Origin of the sequence: Kribbella sp. NBC_01510, from assembly GCF_045040325.1 — a bacterium.
In the GTDB taxonomy this organism is placed as follows: Bacteria; Actinomycetota; Actinomycetes; order Propionibacteriales; family Kribbellaceae; genus Kribbella.
The window spans coordinates 1,824,853-1,843,065 of the sequence record NZ_CP109418.1; the positions used below are offsets into that span (position 1 = coordinate 1,824,853).

The 18,213-nt window shown below is 67.8% G+C and carries 20 protein-coding genes; 9 read left to right on the plus strand and 11 right to left on the minus strand.

All coding sequences use genetic code 11. From position 1 onward, the window contains the following. Positions 1-4: 4 nt before the first annotated feature. A complete protein-coding gene (locus OG558_RS09025) occupies positions 5-325 on the minus strand; it encodes a DUF1330 domain-containing protein (RefSeq protein WP_405069798.1) in 321 nt (106 codons plus the stop codon). A gap of 111 nt (positions 326-436) precedes the next feature. Between OG558_RS09025 and OG558_RS09030 the strand changes: the two genes are divergently transcribed. Then, entirely contained in the window at positions 437-2,380 is a 1,944-nt protein-coding gene (locus OG558_RS09030) for a serine/threonine protein kinase (protein WP_405069799.1), read from the plus strand. A gap of 32 nt (positions 2,381-2,412) precedes the next feature. Here the strand turns inward: OG558_RS09030 and OG558_RS09035 are convergent, their stop codons facing one another. Together OG558_RS09035 and OG558_RS09040 are read right to left on the minus strand one after the other, a co-directional pair. Then, a complete protein-coding gene (locus OG558_RS09035) occupies positions 2,413-3,693 on the minus strand; it encodes an adenylosuccinate synthase (RefSeq protein ID WP_328524446.1) in 1,281 nt (426 codons plus the stop codon). A gap of 370 nt (positions 3,694-4,063) precedes the next feature. After that, the gene (locus tag OG558_RS09040) at positions 4,064-4,549 is read right to left on the minus strand and encodes a VOC family protein (protein WP_328524447.1); all 486 of its coding nucleotides are present in this window, start codon (positions 4,547-4,549) and stop codon (positions 4,064-4,066) included. A gap of 57 nt (positions 4,550-4,606) precedes the next feature. Between OG558_RS09040 and OG558_RS09045 the strand changes: the two genes are divergently transcribed. After that, a complete protein-coding gene (locus OG558_RS09045; RefSeq protein WP_405069800.1) occupies positions 4,607-5,428 on the plus strand; it encodes a DUF6597 domain-containing transcriptional factor in 822 nt (273 codons plus the stop codon). A 29-nt stretch (positions 5,429-5,457) separates the two neighbouring features. Here the strand turns inward: OG558_RS09045 and OG558_RS09050 are convergent, their stop codons facing one another. The 5 genes from OG558_RS09050 to OG558_RS09070 form a co-directional block, all read right to left on the minus strand. Beyond that, positions 5,458-5,853 (minus strand): hypothetical protein, encoded by a 396-nt coding sequence (locus OG558_RS09050; RefSeq protein WP_405069801.1) that lies wholly within the window; start codon positions 5,851-5,853, stop codon positions 5,458-5,460. Next, positions 5,831-6,472 (minus strand): DUF433 domain-containing protein, encoded by a 642-nt coding sequence (locus tag OG558_RS09055; protein ID WP_405069802.1) that lies wholly within the window; start codon positions 6,470-6,472, stop codon positions 5,831-5,833. Before OG558_RS09055 ends, OG558_RS09050 begins: the two co-directional genes overlap by 23 nt. Positions 6,473-6,587: 115 nt before the next feature. Next, positions 6,588-7,835: an MFS transporter gene (locus OG558_RS09060; RefSeq protein WP_405069803.1), complete on the minus strand. Its 1,248-nt coding sequence runs from the start codon at positions 7,833-7,835 to the stop codon at positions 6,588-6,590. Between the two features lie 152 nt (positions 7,836-7,987). Further along, positions 7,988-8,746 carry a 2-phosphosulfolactate phosphatase gene (locus OG558_RS09065; RefSeq protein WP_405069804.1) on the minus strand — a complete coding sequence of 253 codons (759 nt, stop codon included), beginning with the start codon at positions 8,744-8,746 and terminating at the stop codon, positions 7,988-7,990. A gap of 31 nt (positions 8,747-8,777) precedes the next feature. Then, positions 8,778-9,185, minus strand: coding sequence for a DUF3151 domain-containing protein (locus OG558_RS09070; protein ID WP_328524451.1), 408 nt, complete (start codon positions 9,183-9,185; stop codon positions 8,778-8,780). A gap of 145 nt (positions 9,186-9,330) precedes the next feature. Between OG558_RS09070 and OG558_RS09075 the strand changes: the two genes are divergently transcribed. Together OG558_RS09075 and OG558_RS09080 are read left to right on the plus strand one after the other, a co-directional pair. Further along, a complete protein-coding gene (locus tag OG558_RS09075; protein ID WP_328524452.1) occupies positions 9,331-9,780 on the plus strand; it encodes an HNH endonuclease in 450 nt (149 codons plus the stop codon). Between the two features lie 123 nt (positions 9,781-9,903). Beyond that, positions 9,904-10,872: a type IV toxin-antitoxin system AbiEi family antitoxin domain-containing protein gene (locus OG558_RS09080; RefSeq protein ID WP_405069805.1), complete on the plus strand. Its 969-nt coding sequence runs from the start codon at positions 9,904-9,906 to the stop codon at positions 10,870-10,872. A 61-nt stretch (positions 10,873-10,933) separates the two neighbouring features. Here the strand turns inward: OG558_RS09080 and fbaA are convergent, their stop codons facing one another. Both fbaA and OG558_RS09090 read right to left on the minus strand, forming a co-directional pair. Further along, on the minus strand, positions 10,934-11,959 hold the full coding sequence (fbaA, locus tag OG558_RS09085) for a class II fructose-bisphosphate aldolase (RefSeq protein WP_405069806.1): 1,026 nt from the start codon (positions 11,957-11,959) through the stop codon (positions 10,934-10,936). A gap of 246 nt (positions 11,960-12,205) precedes the next feature. Continuing rightward, the gene (locus tag OG558_RS09090) at positions 12,206-12,925 is read right to left on the minus strand and encodes a GntR family transcriptional regulator (RefSeq protein WP_131363764.1); all 720 of its coding nucleotides are present in this window, start codon (positions 12,923-12,925) and stop codon (positions 12,206-12,208) included. 139 nt (positions 12,926-13,064) lie between these two features. Here OG558_RS09090 and OG558_RS09095 point away from each other — a divergent pair, with 139 nt between their 5' ends. From OG558_RS09095 to OG558_RS09110, 4 genes are all read left to right on the plus strand, one after another. Beyond that, complete coding sequence (locus tag OG558_RS09095; RefSeq protein ID WP_328524455.1) at positions 13,065-14,084, plus strand: SIS domain-containing protein; 1,020 nt, start codon at positions 13,065-13,067, stop codon at positions 14,082-14,084. Positions 14,085-14,183: 99 nt separating this feature from the next. Continuing rightward, a complete protein-coding gene (locus OG558_RS09100) occupies positions 14,184-14,603 on the plus strand; it encodes a VOC family protein (RefSeq protein ID WP_405069807.1) in 420 nt (139 codons plus the stop codon). A gap of 51 nt (positions 14,604-14,654) precedes the next feature. Continuing rightward, positions 14,655-15,095 (plus strand): MerR family transcriptional regulator, encoded by a 441-nt coding sequence (locus tag OG558_RS09105; protein ID WP_405069808.1) that lies wholly within the window; start codon positions 14,655-14,657, stop codon positions 15,093-15,095. Positions 15,096-15,120: 25 nt separating this feature from the next. After that, positions 15,121-16,098, plus strand: coding sequence for an aldo/keto reductase (locus OG558_RS09110; protein WP_405069809.1), 978 nt, complete (start codon positions 15,121-15,123; stop codon positions 16,096-16,098). A 39-nt stretch (positions 16,099-16,137) separates the two neighbouring features. Here OG558_RS09110 and OG558_RS09115 read toward each other — a convergent pair whose 3' ends face one another. Then, entirely contained in the window at positions 16,138-16,920 is a 783-nt protein-coding gene (locus OG558_RS09115) for an IclR family transcriptional regulator C-terminal domain-containing protein (protein WP_405069810.1), read from the minus strand. Between the two features lie 140 nt (positions 16,921-17,060). Here OG558_RS09115 and OG558_RS09120 point away from each other — a divergent pair, with 140 nt between their 5' ends. After that, positions 17,061-18,206: a maleylacetate reductase gene (locus OG558_RS09120; RefSeq protein WP_405069811.1), complete on the plus strand. Its 1,146-nt coding sequence runs from the start codon at positions 17,061-17,063 to the stop codon at positions 18,204-18,206. Positions 18,207-18,213 lie beyond the last annotated feature (7 nt).

Genomic DNA, 18,213 nt, shown 5'->3' on the forward strand with positions numbered 1-18,213 from the left:
GAAGTCAGGCCAGTACGTCGGTGGCCTTGTGGGTGCGGTCGACGCCTTCGACGAAGATCACCACGCCGTCGGAGTTCCGTGTGCGCAGCGGGAGGATCTCCCGGTAGGCCGCCGACTCGTACCAACCGCGCAGGTGGTCGTAGTCCGGAAACTCGATCACGATCGGCGCCCCCTCCCACTCACCCTCGACCGACTCCGGGCCGGCCCCGTGCACGATGAAGTGCCCGTCGTACGGGGCCAGCGTGTCGTCGATGCGCTCCAGGTACTCGACGATGTCCGCGCCCATCCGGACGTTGCGCAGGTAGGCGATCGCGTAGGCCTTCATGTCTCCTCCTCGGTGGTTGATGCCTTCAGCTTCCGGCACGAGGAGAATTCAGACGATTACCTCAGAGGTCATCACGGTCGCTTGGTCTGCTGCCGACGTACCGTAGATGCCATGTCAGTCTCAGGGGGGCCGCCTTCCACACCCGTCGAGGAGGTGGAGGAGCGGGTCGGGCCGTACCGGTTGATCCGGCGGCTCGGGCAGGGCGGGATGGGTGTCGTCTACCTGGCGGAGGGACCGGAGCGCCAGGAGGTCGCGCTCAAGGTGCTGCGCCCGCACGTGGCACACGACCCGATCGCACGGGCACGGTTGCAGCGCGAAGCGACCACACTGCAGAAGGTGAGCCACCCTGGCGTCGCAGGCATCCTCGACCACGACCTGGAGGCCGACCAGCCCTATCTGGTCACGCGATTCGTGCCGGGGCGGCCGCTGGACGAGCAGGTGGACGAGCGCGGGCCACTGACCCCGCGGAAATGGCTGCCGCTCGCTGGATGCCTGGCGGAGTCGCTGCAGGCCATCCACCTGGCCGGAGTGATCCACCGCGACCTCAAGCCGGGCAACGTGATGATGTTCAACGGCAAGCCGGTGATGATCGACTTCGGCATCGCCCAGGCCGCTGACGACCTGCGTCTCACCCAGACCGGTCTGGTGATCGGTACGCCGGGCTATCTGGCGCCGGAGCTCATCGAGGGCGAGATGGTGTCGGAGTCGGCCGACTGGTGGGGCTGGGCGGCCACAGTGACGTTCGCCGCCACCGGACGCCGGCCTTTCGGCAAGGGCCCGTTCGAGGCGGTGCTGCACCGGGTGCACACCGGTCAGGCTGACCTGGACGGTTTGGACCCGCGGCTGAAGCCACTGCTCGCTGCGGCGCTGTCGCCGGCCAAGGGCGACCGGCCGACGCGGGACGAGATCATGACCGGCCTCAACCGGTACGCCGAGGGCCGTGACGCACTGCCGCCCCGCGAGACGCCGACGATCACCGCCGTACCACCGACGATTCAGCTGCACCCGCAGACTGCGCTGATGACGCGTGAGATGCCGTCGGACGAGCCGTCGCCGACGGATGTCGCGCAGTTGGTGCCACCGGTCCTGCCGCCGATGTCGGCGTTCGCTCCGATCCGGGACAAGCTGCGGGAGGCGGCTGCGGCGAAGAAGGCCGCTCAGCCGGTGCCGGTGGCTCCCATGCACCCCGCGACGTACAGTCCGGCTCCGAACGCGGCCGCACCTGCGGCGATGCCTTTGCCATATCAGGGCGGTCCGGTTTCGCCGTACCAGGATCCGGCGCGGTACCAGCAGGGCTCGGCTCCGGCGCCGTACCAGCAGGGCTCGGCTCCTGCGCCGTACCAGCAGGGCTCGGCTCCGACGCCGTATCAGCAGCCTGGTCAGCCGGCGAAGCCCGAGAAGGCTCCGCCGACCGGCCGGCGGACTGCGATGGTGGTCGGCCTGATGGTCGCGCTGACCGGCCTGACCGCTCTCAACCCCGGCCTTGGTACCGCTGTGGCGATCATCCTGCTCGTGATCGCGCGGACCGTCGACCGCACCAGCACCGCGCTCATGCGCCGCCGTCAGCTCCGCGGCCGGTCCGGGCGCTCGGACGGCGTGGTCGCCGCGGCGTCCAGTCCGCTGCAGCTGGTTACCGCGGCCCTGATCACTCTGCCCTGCCTGATCCTGCCGCTGGTGATGGGCGTTGTCGTCGGCGGCATCGTCACCGCCGTCGCCGCAACCACCTACGGACTCGACTGGCAGCCCCTGTCGGCTGTCGGCTTCGGCAGCGCGGCTATCACCGCACTCTTCACCGCGTGGTGGGGCCCCGGCGGCGGTTCACTCCGTCGCGGCGCCCACATCGCGGCCCGCAACACCTTCCGCCCCCACTGGCTCTCCGTCCTCCTGGCCGCCTTACTCCTGGCCGTCGGCGGCTTCACCTTCTACCAGGCCACTCAGGGCCAAGGCGCCGCCTGGGCCCGCATCCCCATCGAGACCCCCACCATCAACCGCCCCACCATCGGCGACCTCCGCAACGCCCCCCTGATCCGCGACCTCCCCTTCATCGGCAACTGAGCGTCGCGAGCTGAAGGGGAGGCCGCCCGGGCTCAGAGCTGGACGATCTGGGAGCGTTCGGGGCCTACGCCGATGGCGGAGATGCGGGCGCCGCTGAGGGATTCGACGGCGCGGACGTAGGTCTGGGCTTCCTTCGGGAGGTCGTCGAAGCTGCGGCAGCCGGTGATGTCGTCGGACCAGCCGTCGAACTCCTCGTAGACCGGCGTCGCGTGGTGGAAGTCGGTCTGGGTCATCGGCATCTCGTCGTGGCGGACGCCGTACACGTCGTACGCGACGCAGACCGGGATCTTGTCCCGGCCGGTCAGCGTGTCCAGCTTGGTGAGGACGAAATCGGAGACGCCGTTCACGCGGGCGGCGTACCGGGCGATGACCGAGTCGTACCAGCCACACCGGCGCGGCCGGCCCGTCGTCGTACCGAACTCGAAGCCCTGCTGCCGCAGCCACTCGCCGTCGGCGTCCAGCAGCTCGGTCGGGAACGGGCCCTCGCCGACGCGGGTCGTGTACGCCTTCACCACGGCCATGACGCGGTCGATCCGGGTCGGCGGGATGCCGGTCCCGGTACATGCGCCCGCGGAGATCGCGTTGGACGACGTGACGAACGGATACGTGCCGTGGTCGACGTCCAGGAGCGTCGCCTGGCCGGCCTCCATCAGAACCGTCTTGCCGTCGTCCAGCGCCTTGTTCAGCAGGAGGCTCGTGTCGGCCACCATCGGCTTGAGGCGGTCGGCGTACCCGAGCAGCTCGTCCAGCACCTCGCGGATCTCGACCGCGCGCCGGTTGTACACCTTCACCAGCAGCTGGTTCTTCTGCTCCAGCGCGCCGGTGACCTTCTGCTCGAGGATCTTCTCGTCGTACAGGTCCTGGACCCGGATGCCGACCCGGTTCATCTTGTCGGCGTACGTCGGGCCGATGCCACGGCCCGTGGTCCCGATCTTGCGGCTGCCGAGGAACCGCTCGGTCACCTTGTCCAGCGTGCGGTTGTACGGCGGGATGACGTGGGCGCTCGCACTCACGACGAGCTTCGACGTGTCGACCCCGCGGGCCTGCAAAGCGTCGAGCTCCTCGAAAAGGACGCTCAGGTCCACCACGACGCCGTTGCCGATCACCGGGGTCACACCCGGTGTGAGGATGCCACTCGGGAGCAGGTGCAGCGCGTACTTCTCGGATCCGATCACGACCGTGTGGCCGGCGTTGTTGCCGCCGTTGAACTTGACCACGTAGTCGATGACCTCGCCCGTGTTGCCGAGCAGATCGGTCGCCTTGCCTTTGCCCTCATCGCCCCACTGGGCGCCGACGAGCACGATTGCGGGCATCTCAGCCCTCCTCTTCACGCGCCGGCCGCCCTGACGCGATGAGCTGTCCCCAAAGGAACGGCCCTCACACTCCGGCGGCCGGCGCTGGAAACGGTGAAGCCCGGAGACGTTCACCGGACGTTCATCCGGCAACGCATCCAGGCTCTTGCGACCAAAGCCTACCGGACCGCGGCGGCACCTTTCGGCCCCGTCCACAAGGCCGAAACGCACACTTCAAGTAACTGTTTCATCAACCGACGGGTTGCCATTTTCCGTGATCGCGTGCACACTCTTAGTCAGCGGCCCGCCGAAACTGCCGCAGGGGACGGTTCCGGCGGGCCGCTTCCTCATGCTCATCCGAGGAAGCGCCTTGTGCGCAAGGCTTTCTGGCCTATTCCAGCCCTTCCGGGTTCGAGGCCAGCCACTCCTTGACCCGGCGGTCGGCCTCCTCGCGCGAGACGTCCTCGACCTTCGTCAGGATCGCCCAGCGGTGGCCGAACGGGTCGATCACGGTGCCGAAGCGGTCTCCGGTCATGAACGTCTGCACCTCTTCCACCGGCTTCGCCCCGGCCGCGACCGCCTTCGCGTACGTCGCGTCCACATCCGGGACGTAGTGCACCAGCGACGAATGCACCCACTCGCCGTTCGGCGCGCGCAGCCCGAGCTGCGGCATCTGGTCGCTGAGCTGCAGCATCGAGTTCCCGAACTTCAGCTCCGCCTGACCGACCCGCCCGTCCGGCATGTCCTGCCGGCTGATCACCTCGGCCCCGAACACCGACTGGTAGAACTCGATCGCCTTCGCGCCGTCCGGTACGGCGAGGTACGGGGTCAGCGAGTGATAACCGTCGGGGATGGGGTTTACCGTGTTCGTCGTCATGACAGTCAGTCAACGGCAAGGACGCCGTACCGGTCTTGTAAGAAAGCGACAGCCAGTGTGAGCACACCACCGCCGGACAGCGAGAAGGGCATCCTGCACCCGCGGGAGCAGGCCCGCCACCGCTCGCTGAGCCGCCTCGCGGCCGGCCCTGAGGTCGGCCGGTTCGTGGAGTGGTACTGGATCGTCGAGTGGGACCTGGACGAGCCGTACACGGCCGAGGTGCTGCCGTTCCCGAGCGTCAACATCACCTTCGAACAGCCGGGCGGCGCGTTCGTGAACGGGGTCTGCACACGCAAGTTCGAGCGCGAGCTGGTCGGGCGGGGCCGCGCGTTCGGGGTGAAGTTCTGGGCCGGTGGGTTCGGTGCGGTGACCGGGATGGATGTGGCGTCGTTCCGTGACCAGGTGCTGCCGCTGACTGCAGTCTTCCCCGACGGCGACCGGCTTGCGGACCTGGTGTTCGCCGAGGAGTCCGACGTACGGCGTCGTGCGGTGTTCGAGGCGTTTCTCCGGGACCACCTGGCGCCCCCGGATCCGTCGTACGAACTGGTCCGGGAGATCGTCACGGCGATGTCGACGGATCGGTCCGTGGCTCGGGTGGACCAGGTCACCGAGCGGTTCGGCATCCCGATCCGGACACTGCAGCGGCTGTTCCGTCGCTATGTCGGTGTGGGTCCGAAGTGGGTGCTCCGCCGCTACCGCCTGCATGACGGCGCGGAGCTGCTCGCCAAGGGCGAAGTAGTCGAACTGGCGGAGCTGTCCGCCTCACTCGGCTACTTCGACCAGGCTCACTTCTCCAAGGAGTTCAAGCAGCAGATCGGCCTGACACCGGCCGAGTACGCGACCAGAGCCGCGGCCGAACGCCAGATCACCTACCGCTGAGCTGCGCCACTGCAGCCATCCCGTAGCGGTCAGGGCCACATTTTGGTGATCCGCCCTTGTGCATGAACGTGCCAGAATCCGACGGGGTACCTCTGGCTGGCGTTGACCATTGCACGCTCCGCCTCGACGAACCGTTGGGCCATGTCATCCAGGCCTAGGTTCCCGGACGCGAGACAGAAAAGGTGCCCAACCTCCAGTGCGCCCAACTCGTTCGCACGGTAGCGGATCTTTTGATCCTTGGTGAGCAGCAACCAGCCGCGAGAGCAGCCCTCGGCTATCCACTCCTCGTCGGCGACATCCACGGCATCATCACGATAGAAGTCCGCAATCAGGTGAATGATCCAACCACGCTCACGCAGCCGTTTGGCTGAAGCTTTGCCAAGACTGCGATCGAAGAAGAACTCAGGCGGCCTGGCGGAGGACATCTTCTACAACATCCGCGGGCAGATCGTACTCCTCGGCGACGGCGCTCATGGGTTCGCCGGTTCTCCACAGCGAGACCAGCGCCTCGACCGGCACCTTGCTCCTGGCAAGGACAGGGGCTCCCCATCCGAACCGCGGGTCGATGATGACCTCGGCCTCGGCCGGATACTGCGGCAAGCTGAGCCGTTCCGGACTACCTGTCGCGTCCCAAGTGATGTATGTCAGGTACTCGGAGATGACCTCAGGGATGGCAATCTGGCGGTCCCGTGCATGAACGACCGACTCGTCCGCGACGCGAACGAACAGCCCGACGCCATCGGTTGCGATCCGTTCGCTTGCCAACGCATACGGATCGTCGAACTCAGAGCGAGCGAGGTCGGCAGCTCTCCGGATGTCGGGCATGGAAAAGCCCAGCTGCTCACGCAACGTCCGTAGCACATAGGCCTCGATGATGCCGACGAATGGGACCCGCGGCCACCCGCGCCGCTCGGCAGGTACCGCATGCACCAGCGGTTGCCGAGAGTCATCAGCCAACCAGCCGTCCAACGTCGACTCGGGCATCTTCAAATACCTCGCCGACTCCCGTGCTGTGAGGAGTGGCGTCCTGTAGATGTCCGTCATCGTGTCCCCCTCATCTCGACCGAGACCGAGCTTATCCATCGACGATGTTCGATCGTCGCCCTTACCTGCTTGCCGAACGAAGTGTTGCAGGTGTCGCCGACAAAACTACGCTAGGTCAGCACGACCTTCCGCTACCCGCGCTGCCGGTCGAATCGTTGCCCGCCCTGACTCGACAGACGACCCCAGCCATCGCGGTAGAGCTCAGTGCGGATAGTAGGGCGACCAGGAAGCCGTAGTGGGGCTCATGAGTGTCCACGATGCGACCCGCGAACGCCGCGCCCAGTGCGATCCCAGCTGCGCTGCCTGAATTCAGCCAAGTGAAGGCCTGCGTGAGTACGGCGGGCTCCACCGAGGACTCGGCCAATACGGCCGAGAGCGTCTGGAACGGCGCAATCGCCAAGCCAGGTAGCGCCAGAGCGAAAGCCGCAGCGAGAGGACTCTGCACCGCGATCAGCGGCACGCAGGCCACGGTGAGACCGACCAGCACGATGACGAGCTGCGTTTGCGGAGCTGTACGCCAGCGTCTTGCACCATAGGCGAGTCCGGCGAACAGGCTGACCAGACTGGTGATGCTGTAGAGCGGTCCGGCCAGACCCGGTGTGCCTCTCGCGACTGCGAAGGCCGTGACGGACACCTGCATGCTGCCGAAGAAGAGGCCGATGCCGATGTTCGTCCCGACCAGTCCGGCGAATCGCTTGTGTAGCAGGCGTTTTGAGCGTTCGTGCTGACCACGCGGGCCGGCCGGTGGCGCCGTACGACGTTGCACCGCCAGCAGGAGGCCTCCCGTCAGCAGAAGACTCGTCGCGAGTACAGACCCTGCGACCGGACTGCCAAAGGCACTGACTGTCCCGACGAGGCCTGGCCCGACCATGAACGCGACTCCGACGCTCAGCGATTCCAGAGCGAAGGCTGACGAGAGCAATGGCGTGCCACGCAGTGCGTGCGACCAGCGCGCGGCAGTCTGTGCACCCAATTGCGGAAGTGATCCGCCTGCCACGACACCCGCCATGATGAGCGACCAGAGTGGTGCATCGGAGACAGTGAGGCTGATCAGCAGAGCGACTGCGGCGGCGTGAGCGAGCAGCGTGATCGGCAGCATTCGGGTCTGTCCGAAACGGTCGATAAGGCGAGCCACCTGTGGACCTGCCAGCGCCTCGGCGACCGCGAAACCACCCGTCACGCTGCCGGCCGCGGCGTACGAGCCGGTCGATCCGTGGACCAGCCAGACGATGCCCAGGCCGGTCATGGCGATACCGATGCGAGCCGGTGCCGCCGCCAAGTAGAACTTCCACGCCCCGGGGGTACGCAGTACCGCTGCGTAGGTGGTTGTGGGCGTGCTGATCCGTCCGGTGAGTGCCGGCACGGTGAGACCTTCCGCTGCCCGAAGGGGCGGGGACCCGACCGTGGGCGTCCTGCTTCACCGGTCTGTCCGTCCGCCTACAACCGTCCATGTTCGGCAGGAAGCGGGGACGCTCGCCGCCTGCCGGCTCTGTCAACGGGCAGAAACCTCGTGGTTCAGGTTGACGCCCTCATCTTACCGTCCCGCAGTACGGGCACTGACCGACTGCTGTCGACCTCGGCCGCGATCGCCACATCCTCGGGGAAGCCGTACTGCGTGAGTTCGCGACCGCCGGCGCAGTCGCGCAGCACGACCGGGAGCTCGTCCGCCACAGCGTCGTACGCCGCCTTCGCCGCCCGCGCCTCCGGCGACAACCCGGCCGGCTGCAGAGCGCTCAGGAAGCCGCCGGCACCCCAGAGATCCTCGACCGCCGGCCTGAGCGAGCCGTCCTTCCACCGCTCACCTGCCGCGATGGCGACCACCTTGAGGTCCGGGTCCTCGGCGCAGCGCTCGTTCACCCACGCAGCCGCCGCAGCCCGGTTGCGCAGCGAGACCGCGATGACTGTGGCTCCGCTGTCGCTCAGTTGTTGCGCGATGGTCGAGCCGTTGGGCGACGGCAGCACCAATCGCTGGACTCCGGTCGATTGGCGGATGGTTACTGGCGACAAGCTCACGTCACCCGGTCTCGCCTCGGATCGTCCGACCGCGAGCACGGCGTCGTACTGCTTCGCGTAGGCAACGGCAGTCTCGTCGCGCCAGCGGTACGGGTACACGTCGATGCCGCGATCCACCGCGACCGTCACGGCCGTGGTGAACGACAGCACGTCCACGACCGCGACGAGCGAGCCGGCGACCACCTCGGCCCCTACCGGGCCCCAGTCGAAGCCGACTCTGAATCCGTCCTGCGCATACGGGCTGATCACTCGACGGATCATGCCGTCGAGTCACCAGCCCGACAACCACGTTTCAGCTCAGGACATCGGCTGCTGTGGGTGACGAATCGCGCAGGAAGGTCGCGCAGCGCTCGGCCTCGTCCTTCTCGTCGATGAGCGCGGCCGCCTTCCCGAGCGCGGCCAGGCAGCGCAGGAACCCGCGGTTGGGCTCGTGCTCCCACGGGACCGGCCCGTGACCCTTCCAGCCGTTGCGCCGGAGCAGGTCCAGGCCGCGGTGGTATCCGGTCCGCGCGTAGGCGTACGCCTCGATCGTGCGTCCGTCCGCCAGCGCCGCCTCGGCCAGCACCCCCCAGGCCAGCGACGAGGTCGGGAACTTGGCGGCGACGTCCACTGCCGCTGCCCCGGCGGCGAGTTCCGCCGCGGCCGGGTCGACGGGGAGTAGTGTCTCGGGAGGACCTGAGAGCAGATTGTTCAATTCCATAGGCACATCTTCGCCGATCACGCAGCCGTACCGGAACGTGACCGTCTGACGAAATCCGTTGACCGTTCACCGACCGGCCACGGATGCTTGAGACCCTGCGTCATAGCCGCCGTGGTTCCCAGCTACGGCCGGAAGGAGGCACCGGATGAGCGTCATAGTCCTGAACGCGTCATACGAGCCGCTGCACACCGTGTCGATCCAGCACGCCATCCGGATGCTGGTCCGCGAGGTCGCAGTGGTGGAAGAGGCGCACGGCGAGCGGACCATCGGCCCTTTTCCGGTTCCACGCGTGCTGCGCCTGGTCCGGTACGTCGTCACCCACTGGCGCTACGCGGCCGGCCGGATGAAGTACAGCAAGCACGGTGTGCTGCGGCGGGACAAGTTCCGGTGTGCGTACTGCGGTCTGGACAATGCCGACACCATGGACCATGTCCAACCCAGATCCAGGGGCGGCCGCACCGAGTGGCTGAACGCCGTCGCCGCCCATGCCTCCTGCAACGAGCGGAAAGGCAATCGCACACCCGCCGAGGCCAACATGCCGCTCCTCTGGCAACCCTGGGTACCAACCCGCGCGGAGCTCGTCATAGACAAATGACGGGCTTTTTTCATGCCCTCTCCCAGGCGGGGTTCGCCTGCGTCGGTTGAGGTTGTGCCCAGGTTCTCCACAGATTTGAAGTCGTCGTTCTGGGCGGGGTTCGATCACGGCAGTTTCTAGGGCATGAACCCTCAACTCTCCGTGATGGCCTCCATCCGGGGCGGCGTGTTCACCCGTGCCGATGCGCGGGCCTGCGGCTACCCCGACCCCGATATCGACTCCCTGCTGGACACCGGCCGCTGGCGCCGGATCCGGCCGGGCACCTACGCCGAGCGTCGTTCCCTGATCCTCGTGACCGACGAAGTTCTCCACCTGCGGAAGGTGTATCGCGTGCTCCGCTCCGGCGGGCCCAACGTCTACGCCAGCCACCAGTCCGCCGCGGCCCTGCACGCGCTGCCAGTCTGGGGCCTCGACCTGTCCCGCGTGCACGTGACCGCTTCCGCCGGCCGCTCGGGCTGCGTCGGCGGCGTCCACCGCCACATCCGCGATCCAGTCGGCCCCGGCATCCAGCTCTGGAACAAGCTCCGGATGGTCTCTCCCGCCCGCGCGATCGTCGAGGTCGCCGCGACCGCCCCCACAACGCCCGCCGTCGTCCTGACCGAAGCCGCTCTGTACTCCGGTCTCGTCACCAGACGCTCGCTGAAACGCGCCGTCCAAGACCACGGGGACGAACGCGCCCTCGCTGTGGTGTCCCACGCCTGCACGGACTCGGCGTCCGTCGCCGAATCACGCCTCCGCTTCATCCTCGCCGAAGCCGGATTCCCGGCCCCCGCACTGTGCCCGACCCCGGACGCGCCTGACCCGGCCGATCCGGAGACCAGCTCGCTGTGGTTCCCCGAGGAACGCACCGTGCTGAACTTCGAGCCCCGGTTCCCCTTCTGGTGCGACGAATTCGAGCCGGATGAGGACGAGCCACCAGCACCCGTACCGATCTCCGATCCGACCGCTCCGCAACCGGTCGAGCGCTGCTGGATCTCCTGGGCCGACCTCAACGACCCGCCCGCCGTCATCGACCGAGTCCGCGCCACCTTCACCCGAGCATCCCGCCGTACCGGCGTCCGGCAGTTCCACCTCGCCCGCGCCCGGATGTGAGTGAGGGGGCTCACCGCGCGCAGCGGTGAGCCCCCTCGAAGACCCTTAGGAGGATCCGATGTCAGCCGTTCAGCGACGTACCCGTGGAGCGGAGGCTCTCGCAGGCCTCGCCGACGCGCTTCGCCATGCCCTCTTCGGCCAGCTTGCCCCAGGCGCGCGGGTCGTAGGCCTTCTTGTTGCCGACGTCCCCGTCCACCTTCAGCACACCTTCGTAGTTGCTGAACATGTGGCCCGCGGCCGGCCGGGTGAACGCGTACTGCGTGTCGGTGTCGACGTTCATCTTGATCACGCCGTTGTCGACCGCGGCCCGGATCTCCTCCAGCGTCGAGCCGGACCCACCGTGGAACACCAGGTCGAACGGGCGCTCCTTGCCGACCTTCGCGCCGACCTGGTCCTGGATCTCCTTCAGGATCTCCGGCCGGAGCTTGACCGCGCCCGGCTTGTAGACGCCGTGCACGTTGCCGAAGGTCAGCGCGGTGATGTAGCGGCCGTTCTCACCGGTGCCGAGCGCCTCGACCGTGGCCAGGCCGTCCTCGACAGTGGTGTAGAGCTTCTCGTTGATCTCGTTGGCGACGCCGTCCTCCTCGCCACCGACGACACCGACCTCGATCTCCAGCACGATCTTCGCCGCGGCCGTCCTGGCCAGCAGGTCCTTGGCGATCTCCAGGTTCTCGGTCAGCGGGACCGCCGAGCCGTCCCACATGTGCGACTGGAACAGCGGGTTCTCGCCGCGGGCGACGCGCTCGGCGGAGATCTCCAGGAGCGGCCGGACGAAGCCGTCCAGCTTGTCCTTCGGGCAGTGGTCGGTGTGCAGCGCGATGTTCACCGGGAAGTTCTTGGCGACCTCGTGCGCGTAGGCGGCCAGCGCGACCGAACCGGTGACCATGTTCTTCACGGTCGACCCGGACAGGTACTCGGCACCGCCGGTGGAGACCTGGACGATGCCGTCCGAGCCCGCCTCGGCGAAACCGCGGATCGCGGCGATCAGCGTCTGCGAGGAGCTGACGTTGATGGCCGGGTAGGCGAAGCGGTTCTGCTTGGCCTTGTCCAGCATCTCGGCGTAGACCTCAGGGGTGGCAATAGGCATGTCTCGCGGTACTCCTCACAACAAAAGAACTGTGGGTTGAGCTCCAGTATGGCCACCGGGCACTTCGTCGGATCCGGCGGGCCGCCTGCCGAGCCGGCCAGGCGGCCAGGGAGCGATCGGCAGGGGTGCAGACCAGTTGATGAACAGGACAGATCCAGTTCGTTGCGGCCGGATGTCCCGGATGTGACAGCCGGTCCGGGAGTCGTGCCCGGTTCCGGCGTCGTTCCCGCGACCGGCCGCCGTCGCTCAGGCGGACCCGGTTCTCGGGCCGCGCGGGGTCAGGGCCATGTGCAGCCGGTAACGGTCGGCGCGGTAGGCCGACCAGGACAGCTCGACGACCTTGCGGCCGGCGAAGGTGGTGCGCTCGAGGACCAGCAGGGGTGCCCGCCTGGCCACGCCGAGCACCCGGGCGACATGACCGTCGGCGTTGTCCGCCCGGACGGTCTGCTCACCGGAGGTGACCACGACGTCGTACTCGCTGGCGAAGACGTCGTACAAGGTACCGAGCTCACGGCCGAGCAGGCCGGGGAAGAGCGCGGACGGGTAGTAGCCGACCTCGTACGCCATCGGCGAGGCGTCGGCGGTGCGGAGCCGTTCGACCCGGATCACCTTGGTGCCCTTGGCGACCCGCAGGCCCTTCGCGGTCTCGTCGGAGGCCTCGATCTCGGTGGCCGACAGCACCACCGTGCCGGGCTCCAGGCCGCGGGCGCGCATCTCCCGGGAGAACGAGGTGAGGTGCAACTGGGAGTCGACCTGTGGACCGGTGACGAACGTGCCCTTGCCGTGCACGCGTTCCAGGGCGCCGGACTCGACCAGGTCGCTGATCGCCTGCCGGACGGTCACCCGGGAGACGTTCAGCTTGTCCACCAGGGCCCGTTCGGAAGGAATCGGGTCCCCGGGGTGCAACTCGACGTCGATCAGCCGTTCCAGTACCGATCGGACCTGGGCCCGCTTGGTCGCCACCATCGAATCTCGATCCTCCAGACCTGGGCGGCCCTCGGGGGTGCCCCGGGACGCCGCTCACTGCTATCGTGCGCAGCATACCTGTTAAGACCAGATAGGACCAGTGATCGTAGTGGTGTCTGTTCCCGCCCAGGAAACTCAGATGGCGCGCGAGATCGCCGAGCAGCCGGCCGCGCTGGCCGCGACGTTCGAGCACGTTCTGCCGCTGCGGCACGACATCACGCGACTGGCCGCGGGGCGCCGGCACGTGATTTTCGTGGCCCGGGGATCGTCGGACAACGCGGGCGTGTACGGCCGCTACCTGACCGAGATCCACGCCGGCCGGCAGGCGTCGCTGGCCGCTCCCTCGGTGGCCACCTTGTACGGCGCCAACCTCGACCTGTCGAACTCCCTGGTGGTCGCGGTCAGCCAGTCGGGCGCGACCCAGGAGATCGTCGACACCGCGGAGTGGGCCAAGCGCAACGGCGCCGCGATCGTCGGCATCACCAACGATGGCGACAGCCCTCTGGCGTCGACGGCCGACGTCGCGCTGATCACTCAGGCCGGGCAGGAGCTCGCCGTACCGGCGACCAAGACCTACACGACCCAACTCGCCGCGATCACGGTCGCCGTCGACGCGCTGGCGCAGCGGCCCGGGACGCTGGACGCGGACATCGCCCGCGTTCCGGACGCGGCGTCGAAGATGCTGTCGGGGTCAGTCGAGGCGGCCGCGGACCTGCTCGCCGGAGCGCACGACGTCCTCGCGAGCGGACGCGGACTCACCTTCGGCACGACGCTCGAGGTGGCCCTCAAGCTGGAGGAGACCTGCCTGCAGCCGGTCCGTGGCCTGTCGTACGCCGACCTGAAGCACGGCCCGATCGCGGTCGTCGACGCCGATCTGGTCACCATCCTGGTCGCGGCCGGCGAAGGTCCCGCCCTGCCTGGCATGACCGAGCTCGCCGGCATCGTCCGCGAGAAGGGCAGCAAGATCCTCGGCATCGGCGGCGACTCCACCTTCGCCTCCCGCTGCGACGTCAACCTCCCAGGCCCAGACCTCCCCGAGACCCTCGCCCCGCTCGCCCTGATCATCCCGGCCCAACGAGCCATCGAATCCCTCGCCCGCAAACTGGGCCTCAACCCCGACGCCCCTCGAGGCCTCCGCAAGGTCACCCAGACCGACTGAGGCCCTCTCAGAAGTCCCGGTCAAAGTGCTCATTCGGTGAGCACTTTGGCTGGAAGGGTGGTGGTCATCAACCTGGAACACCGAGGAAGGGCCACCGAGATGTTGCGAGGATTTGCGACCGTCAGTTTTTACGCCGCCGACGTGAAGGCCGCGCGGGAGTGGTACTCGAAGCTGTTGGGGATCGAGGCGTACTACGTGGTGCCGTCGGCGGAGGAGCCGGCGTACGTCGAGTTCAGGTTCGGTGACTTCCAGTGTGAGCTGGGGATCATCGACGCGAAGTACGCCCCGCACCCGGTGGGCAACGGGCCGTCGGGCGCGATCGTCTCGTGGCACGTCGACGACCTGGAGGGCGAGCTCGAGCGCCTGCTGGAGCTGGGGGCCACACTGAACGAGGGGATCGTTGAGCGTGGCAACAACACCGGATTCCGCACCGCGTCGGTGGTCGATCCGTTCGGTAACCTGATCGGGATCATGAGCAACCCGCACTACCTCGAGATCCTGGCCGGTCTGAAAGGCTGACCGCGAAAAGGGCTTGACCTGGAGTGCACTCCAGGGGGAAGGCTGGACGGCGTGAATGATCAATCACCGGACGTAGAAAACTGCGGGATCGACGAACTCGTCCCGAAGGTCGGGGGACCGCTCACCGTGGGGCAGGTCGCCACGATGACCGGCCTGTCGATCGACACACTGCGCTGGTACGAGCGTGTCGGCCTGCTGGAGGGCGTCGCCCGCGACCACGCCGGCCGTCGGCAGTACGCGCGGACCGACCTACGGCGCCTGGCTGTCCTGATGCGCTTGCGTGCAACCGGTATGCCGATCAGCGAGATGCTCCGCTACGCCGAGCTCGCCAAGGCCGGCGACGCCACCGAGCCACAGCGCATACAGCTGCTGGAGGCCCACCGCGACCGGGTCCTGGACCACATCGCCAACCTCCACAGCGACCTGGACATCATCAACCGCAAAATCGCCGCCTACCGCGGATCCCGCCAGTCCTCCGCAGTCTCGGCCTAGCACCTCCGAACCGAGGGAGTAATACATGTTGTACAGAACCATTGGTGGCCGGCGGACCGTCAGTGCGCTGTGTCTGGGGACGATGAACTTCGGTACGTCGACGGACCCGGACACGGCGGCCACGATCCTCGATCGTTTCGTCGAGGCCGGCGGGACGTTCGTCGACACCGCCAACAACTACGGGCAATGGGGTGGAGACGCCGGCCGGAGTGAAGAGTTGCTCGGGCGATGGATGAGCTCCCGAGGCACTCGCGACCAGTTGGTCATCGCCACGAAGTGCGGCGCCAAGACGACCAAGCCCGGCGACCCGGGCGACGCGCACTGGGAAGGACTCAGCGCGCCGGTCATCGAAGCTGCCGCCAAGGAGAGTCTCACCCGGCTGGGCGTAGACCGCATCGACCTGTTCTACGCCCACATCGACAACCGCTCCACTCCACTCGAGGAGACCGTCGCTGCGTTCGGGCGGCTCGCTGCCGAAGGCGTCGTCGATGTGATCGGCTGCAGCAACACCACCAGTTGGCGGCTGGAACGCGCACGCCGGCTGGCCCAGGACCAGGGTGTCGAACCATATTCGGTGATCCAGCAGCACTACACCTACCTCTGGCCCAGTCCATTGCCCCTGACCGGCGTCGAGCGCCTCGGTACCCCGCACTTCTCGCACGCCGGGATCGAGCATCTCGACTACCTCAGCGAACACCGGGACATGACCCTGGTGGCCTACAGCACGCTCCTGGCCGGGGCGTACAGCCGTCCGGAGCGGCCACTCCCGGCTGTGCGCGGCTACGCGCACCCGACCGCCTCCCTGCGGTTCGAGGCGCTCCGCCAGGTCGCACAGGAGCTCGGCGTCACCACGAACCAGGTCGTCCTGGCCTGGATGCTGCACCAGGACCCGGTCGTCATCCCCCTGTTCGGAGCCTCGTCCATAGCGCAGCTCGACGAGGCGCTGGACGCCGTCGAGATCAGTCTCGACGCCGAACTGCTGCACCGGCTGAACAACGCCTGACCCGTCGCCGGGTGAGTTCATTCGGCCCGTACGCCTCTCCTACAGATGGCCGCGGTGCGTCAGTGCCGTGGTGATCTGGTCGGCGGCGGCTTGGAGATGCGGCAGGACGTCGGCACGGAGTGACGCGGGCGTCGAGCGAGACGCGTGAGCCGAGACGTTGAGCGCGGCAATGGTGCGCCCACGGGAGTTGCGGATGGGCGCGGCGATCGAGCGGAGACCGAGCTCCAGCTCCTGATCGACCAACGCGAACCCATCCGCACGGGCTCGGCTCACGGTCTCGCGCAGCTTGTCGGCAGACGTGACCGTGCGGGCGGTGAGGGACTCGGCCTGGAGGGTCGAGAGGTACGACGTGAGCTCGTTGTCGGCGAGGCCTGCGAGGAGGACTCGGCCCATGGAGGTCGGGTAGGCGGGGAGGCGGGCGCCGACGCCGAGGGCGACGGTCATGATGCGGCTCGTCGGTACGCGGGCGACGTACACGATGTCTGGGAGGTCGAGGGTCGCGATCGAGCAGGACTCGCGGGTCTTGGCGCTCAGCTCCTCCATGAACGGGCCGGCGAGTTCGCCGAGGTCCAGCGAGGACAGGTAGGCCCAGCCGAGCGCGAGTACGCGCGGAGTGAGCGAGAACCGGCGGCTGTCGCTGCGGACGTACCCGAGCTCCTCCAGCGTGAGCAGGATCCGCCGGGCCGTCGCGGGGGTGATCCCGACGGAGCGCGCCACCTCGCTGAGCGTCAGCGACGGCGCGTCGGCCGAGAACGCGCGGATCACGGCGAGCCCGCGCTCGAGGCCCTGGAGAAACGTTCCTGTAGACGCCTCACTCGCCATCGGCTAGCCTACTTTTCGTTGAAAGAAGAACTATTCGCTCAGCGAAATCCTAGCGGGGCAGCAGATGCAACGTCCAGTTCTCCTCCCTGACGCCCTCGGGGTGATTGCCCTGCGCCGGCTCCTCCGTCCAGAGGTCGTCGATGGGTGAGTCGGGTTTCGTGCACACGTTCCTGCCAGGTCGGGTGGTGTTCGGCGCGGGGACGCTCGACCAGGTCGCCGGCGAGGTGGAACTGCTGGGCGTCCGGCGGGCGCTCGTGGTGGCGACCAGGTCGGCGCGGGATGCGGCTGACGTGGTCGAGGTGGAGTTGGGCGATCGGTTCGCGGGCCGGATCGATGGGGTGGCTCAGCATGTGCCGACCGAGGTCGCCGAGGCAGCCCGGGACAAGGCGCGCGAGATCGGCGCCGACGGGATCGTAGCCATCGGCGGCGGATCCGCAATCGGCCTGGCCAAAGCCGTGGCACTGACAACCGGGCCGGCAAGCGGCCCGGTGGGTGGGTTGACCAGCGGGGCGGTGGGTGGGGCGTCGGGTGGGGTGGTGATTGTTGCGGTGCCTACGACGTATGCGGGGTCTGAGATGACGCCGGTGTGGGGTGAGACAGCGGGTGGGAGCAAGACGACGGGGACGGATCTGCGGGTGCTGCCGAGGGTCGTTGTCTACGACCCTGTGTTGAGTCAGCACCTGCCGAAGAAGGTGACGGCGGCGAGTGTTGCCAATGCGATCGCGCATTGTGTGGAAGCGGTCTGGACTCCCAAGGCCGATCCGATCACCGAGACGACGGCAGTCGAAGGCCTCCGGGTGCTCACTGTAGGACTCAACCAGATCCTTTCGGACCCGATCGACTTGGATGCTCGGAGCAACCTCCTGTACGGCGCTTGCCTCGGCGGATCCGCGCTCGCGACAGCCGGCACCGGACTGCATCACAAGCTTTGCCATCTGCTCGGGGGCACCTACAACCTCCCGCACGCCGAGACCCACGCCGCAGTACTCCCCCAGGTCGCCCACTTCAACGCGCCTGCAGTACCGAGAGCCAAGGCACGTCTGGAGGAAGCGCTGCAGACCGACGAGCTGGCCGGCGGTCTGTTCGACCTGTTCGCCGCGGCGGGAGTATCGACGAGCCTGCGGGAGCTGGGGCTGAGCCGGGAGCAGGCGGAGGAGGCCGCGCGCGCGTTCCAGCCGACGGCCAACCCGATCCCCGTGACCGAAGAACTCGTGGAAGAGATTCTCACCCGCGCCTGGGCCGGGACCCGGCCAGGCAGCCCAGAGCCAGGTAGCCGAGAGGTATGAGGAGCAA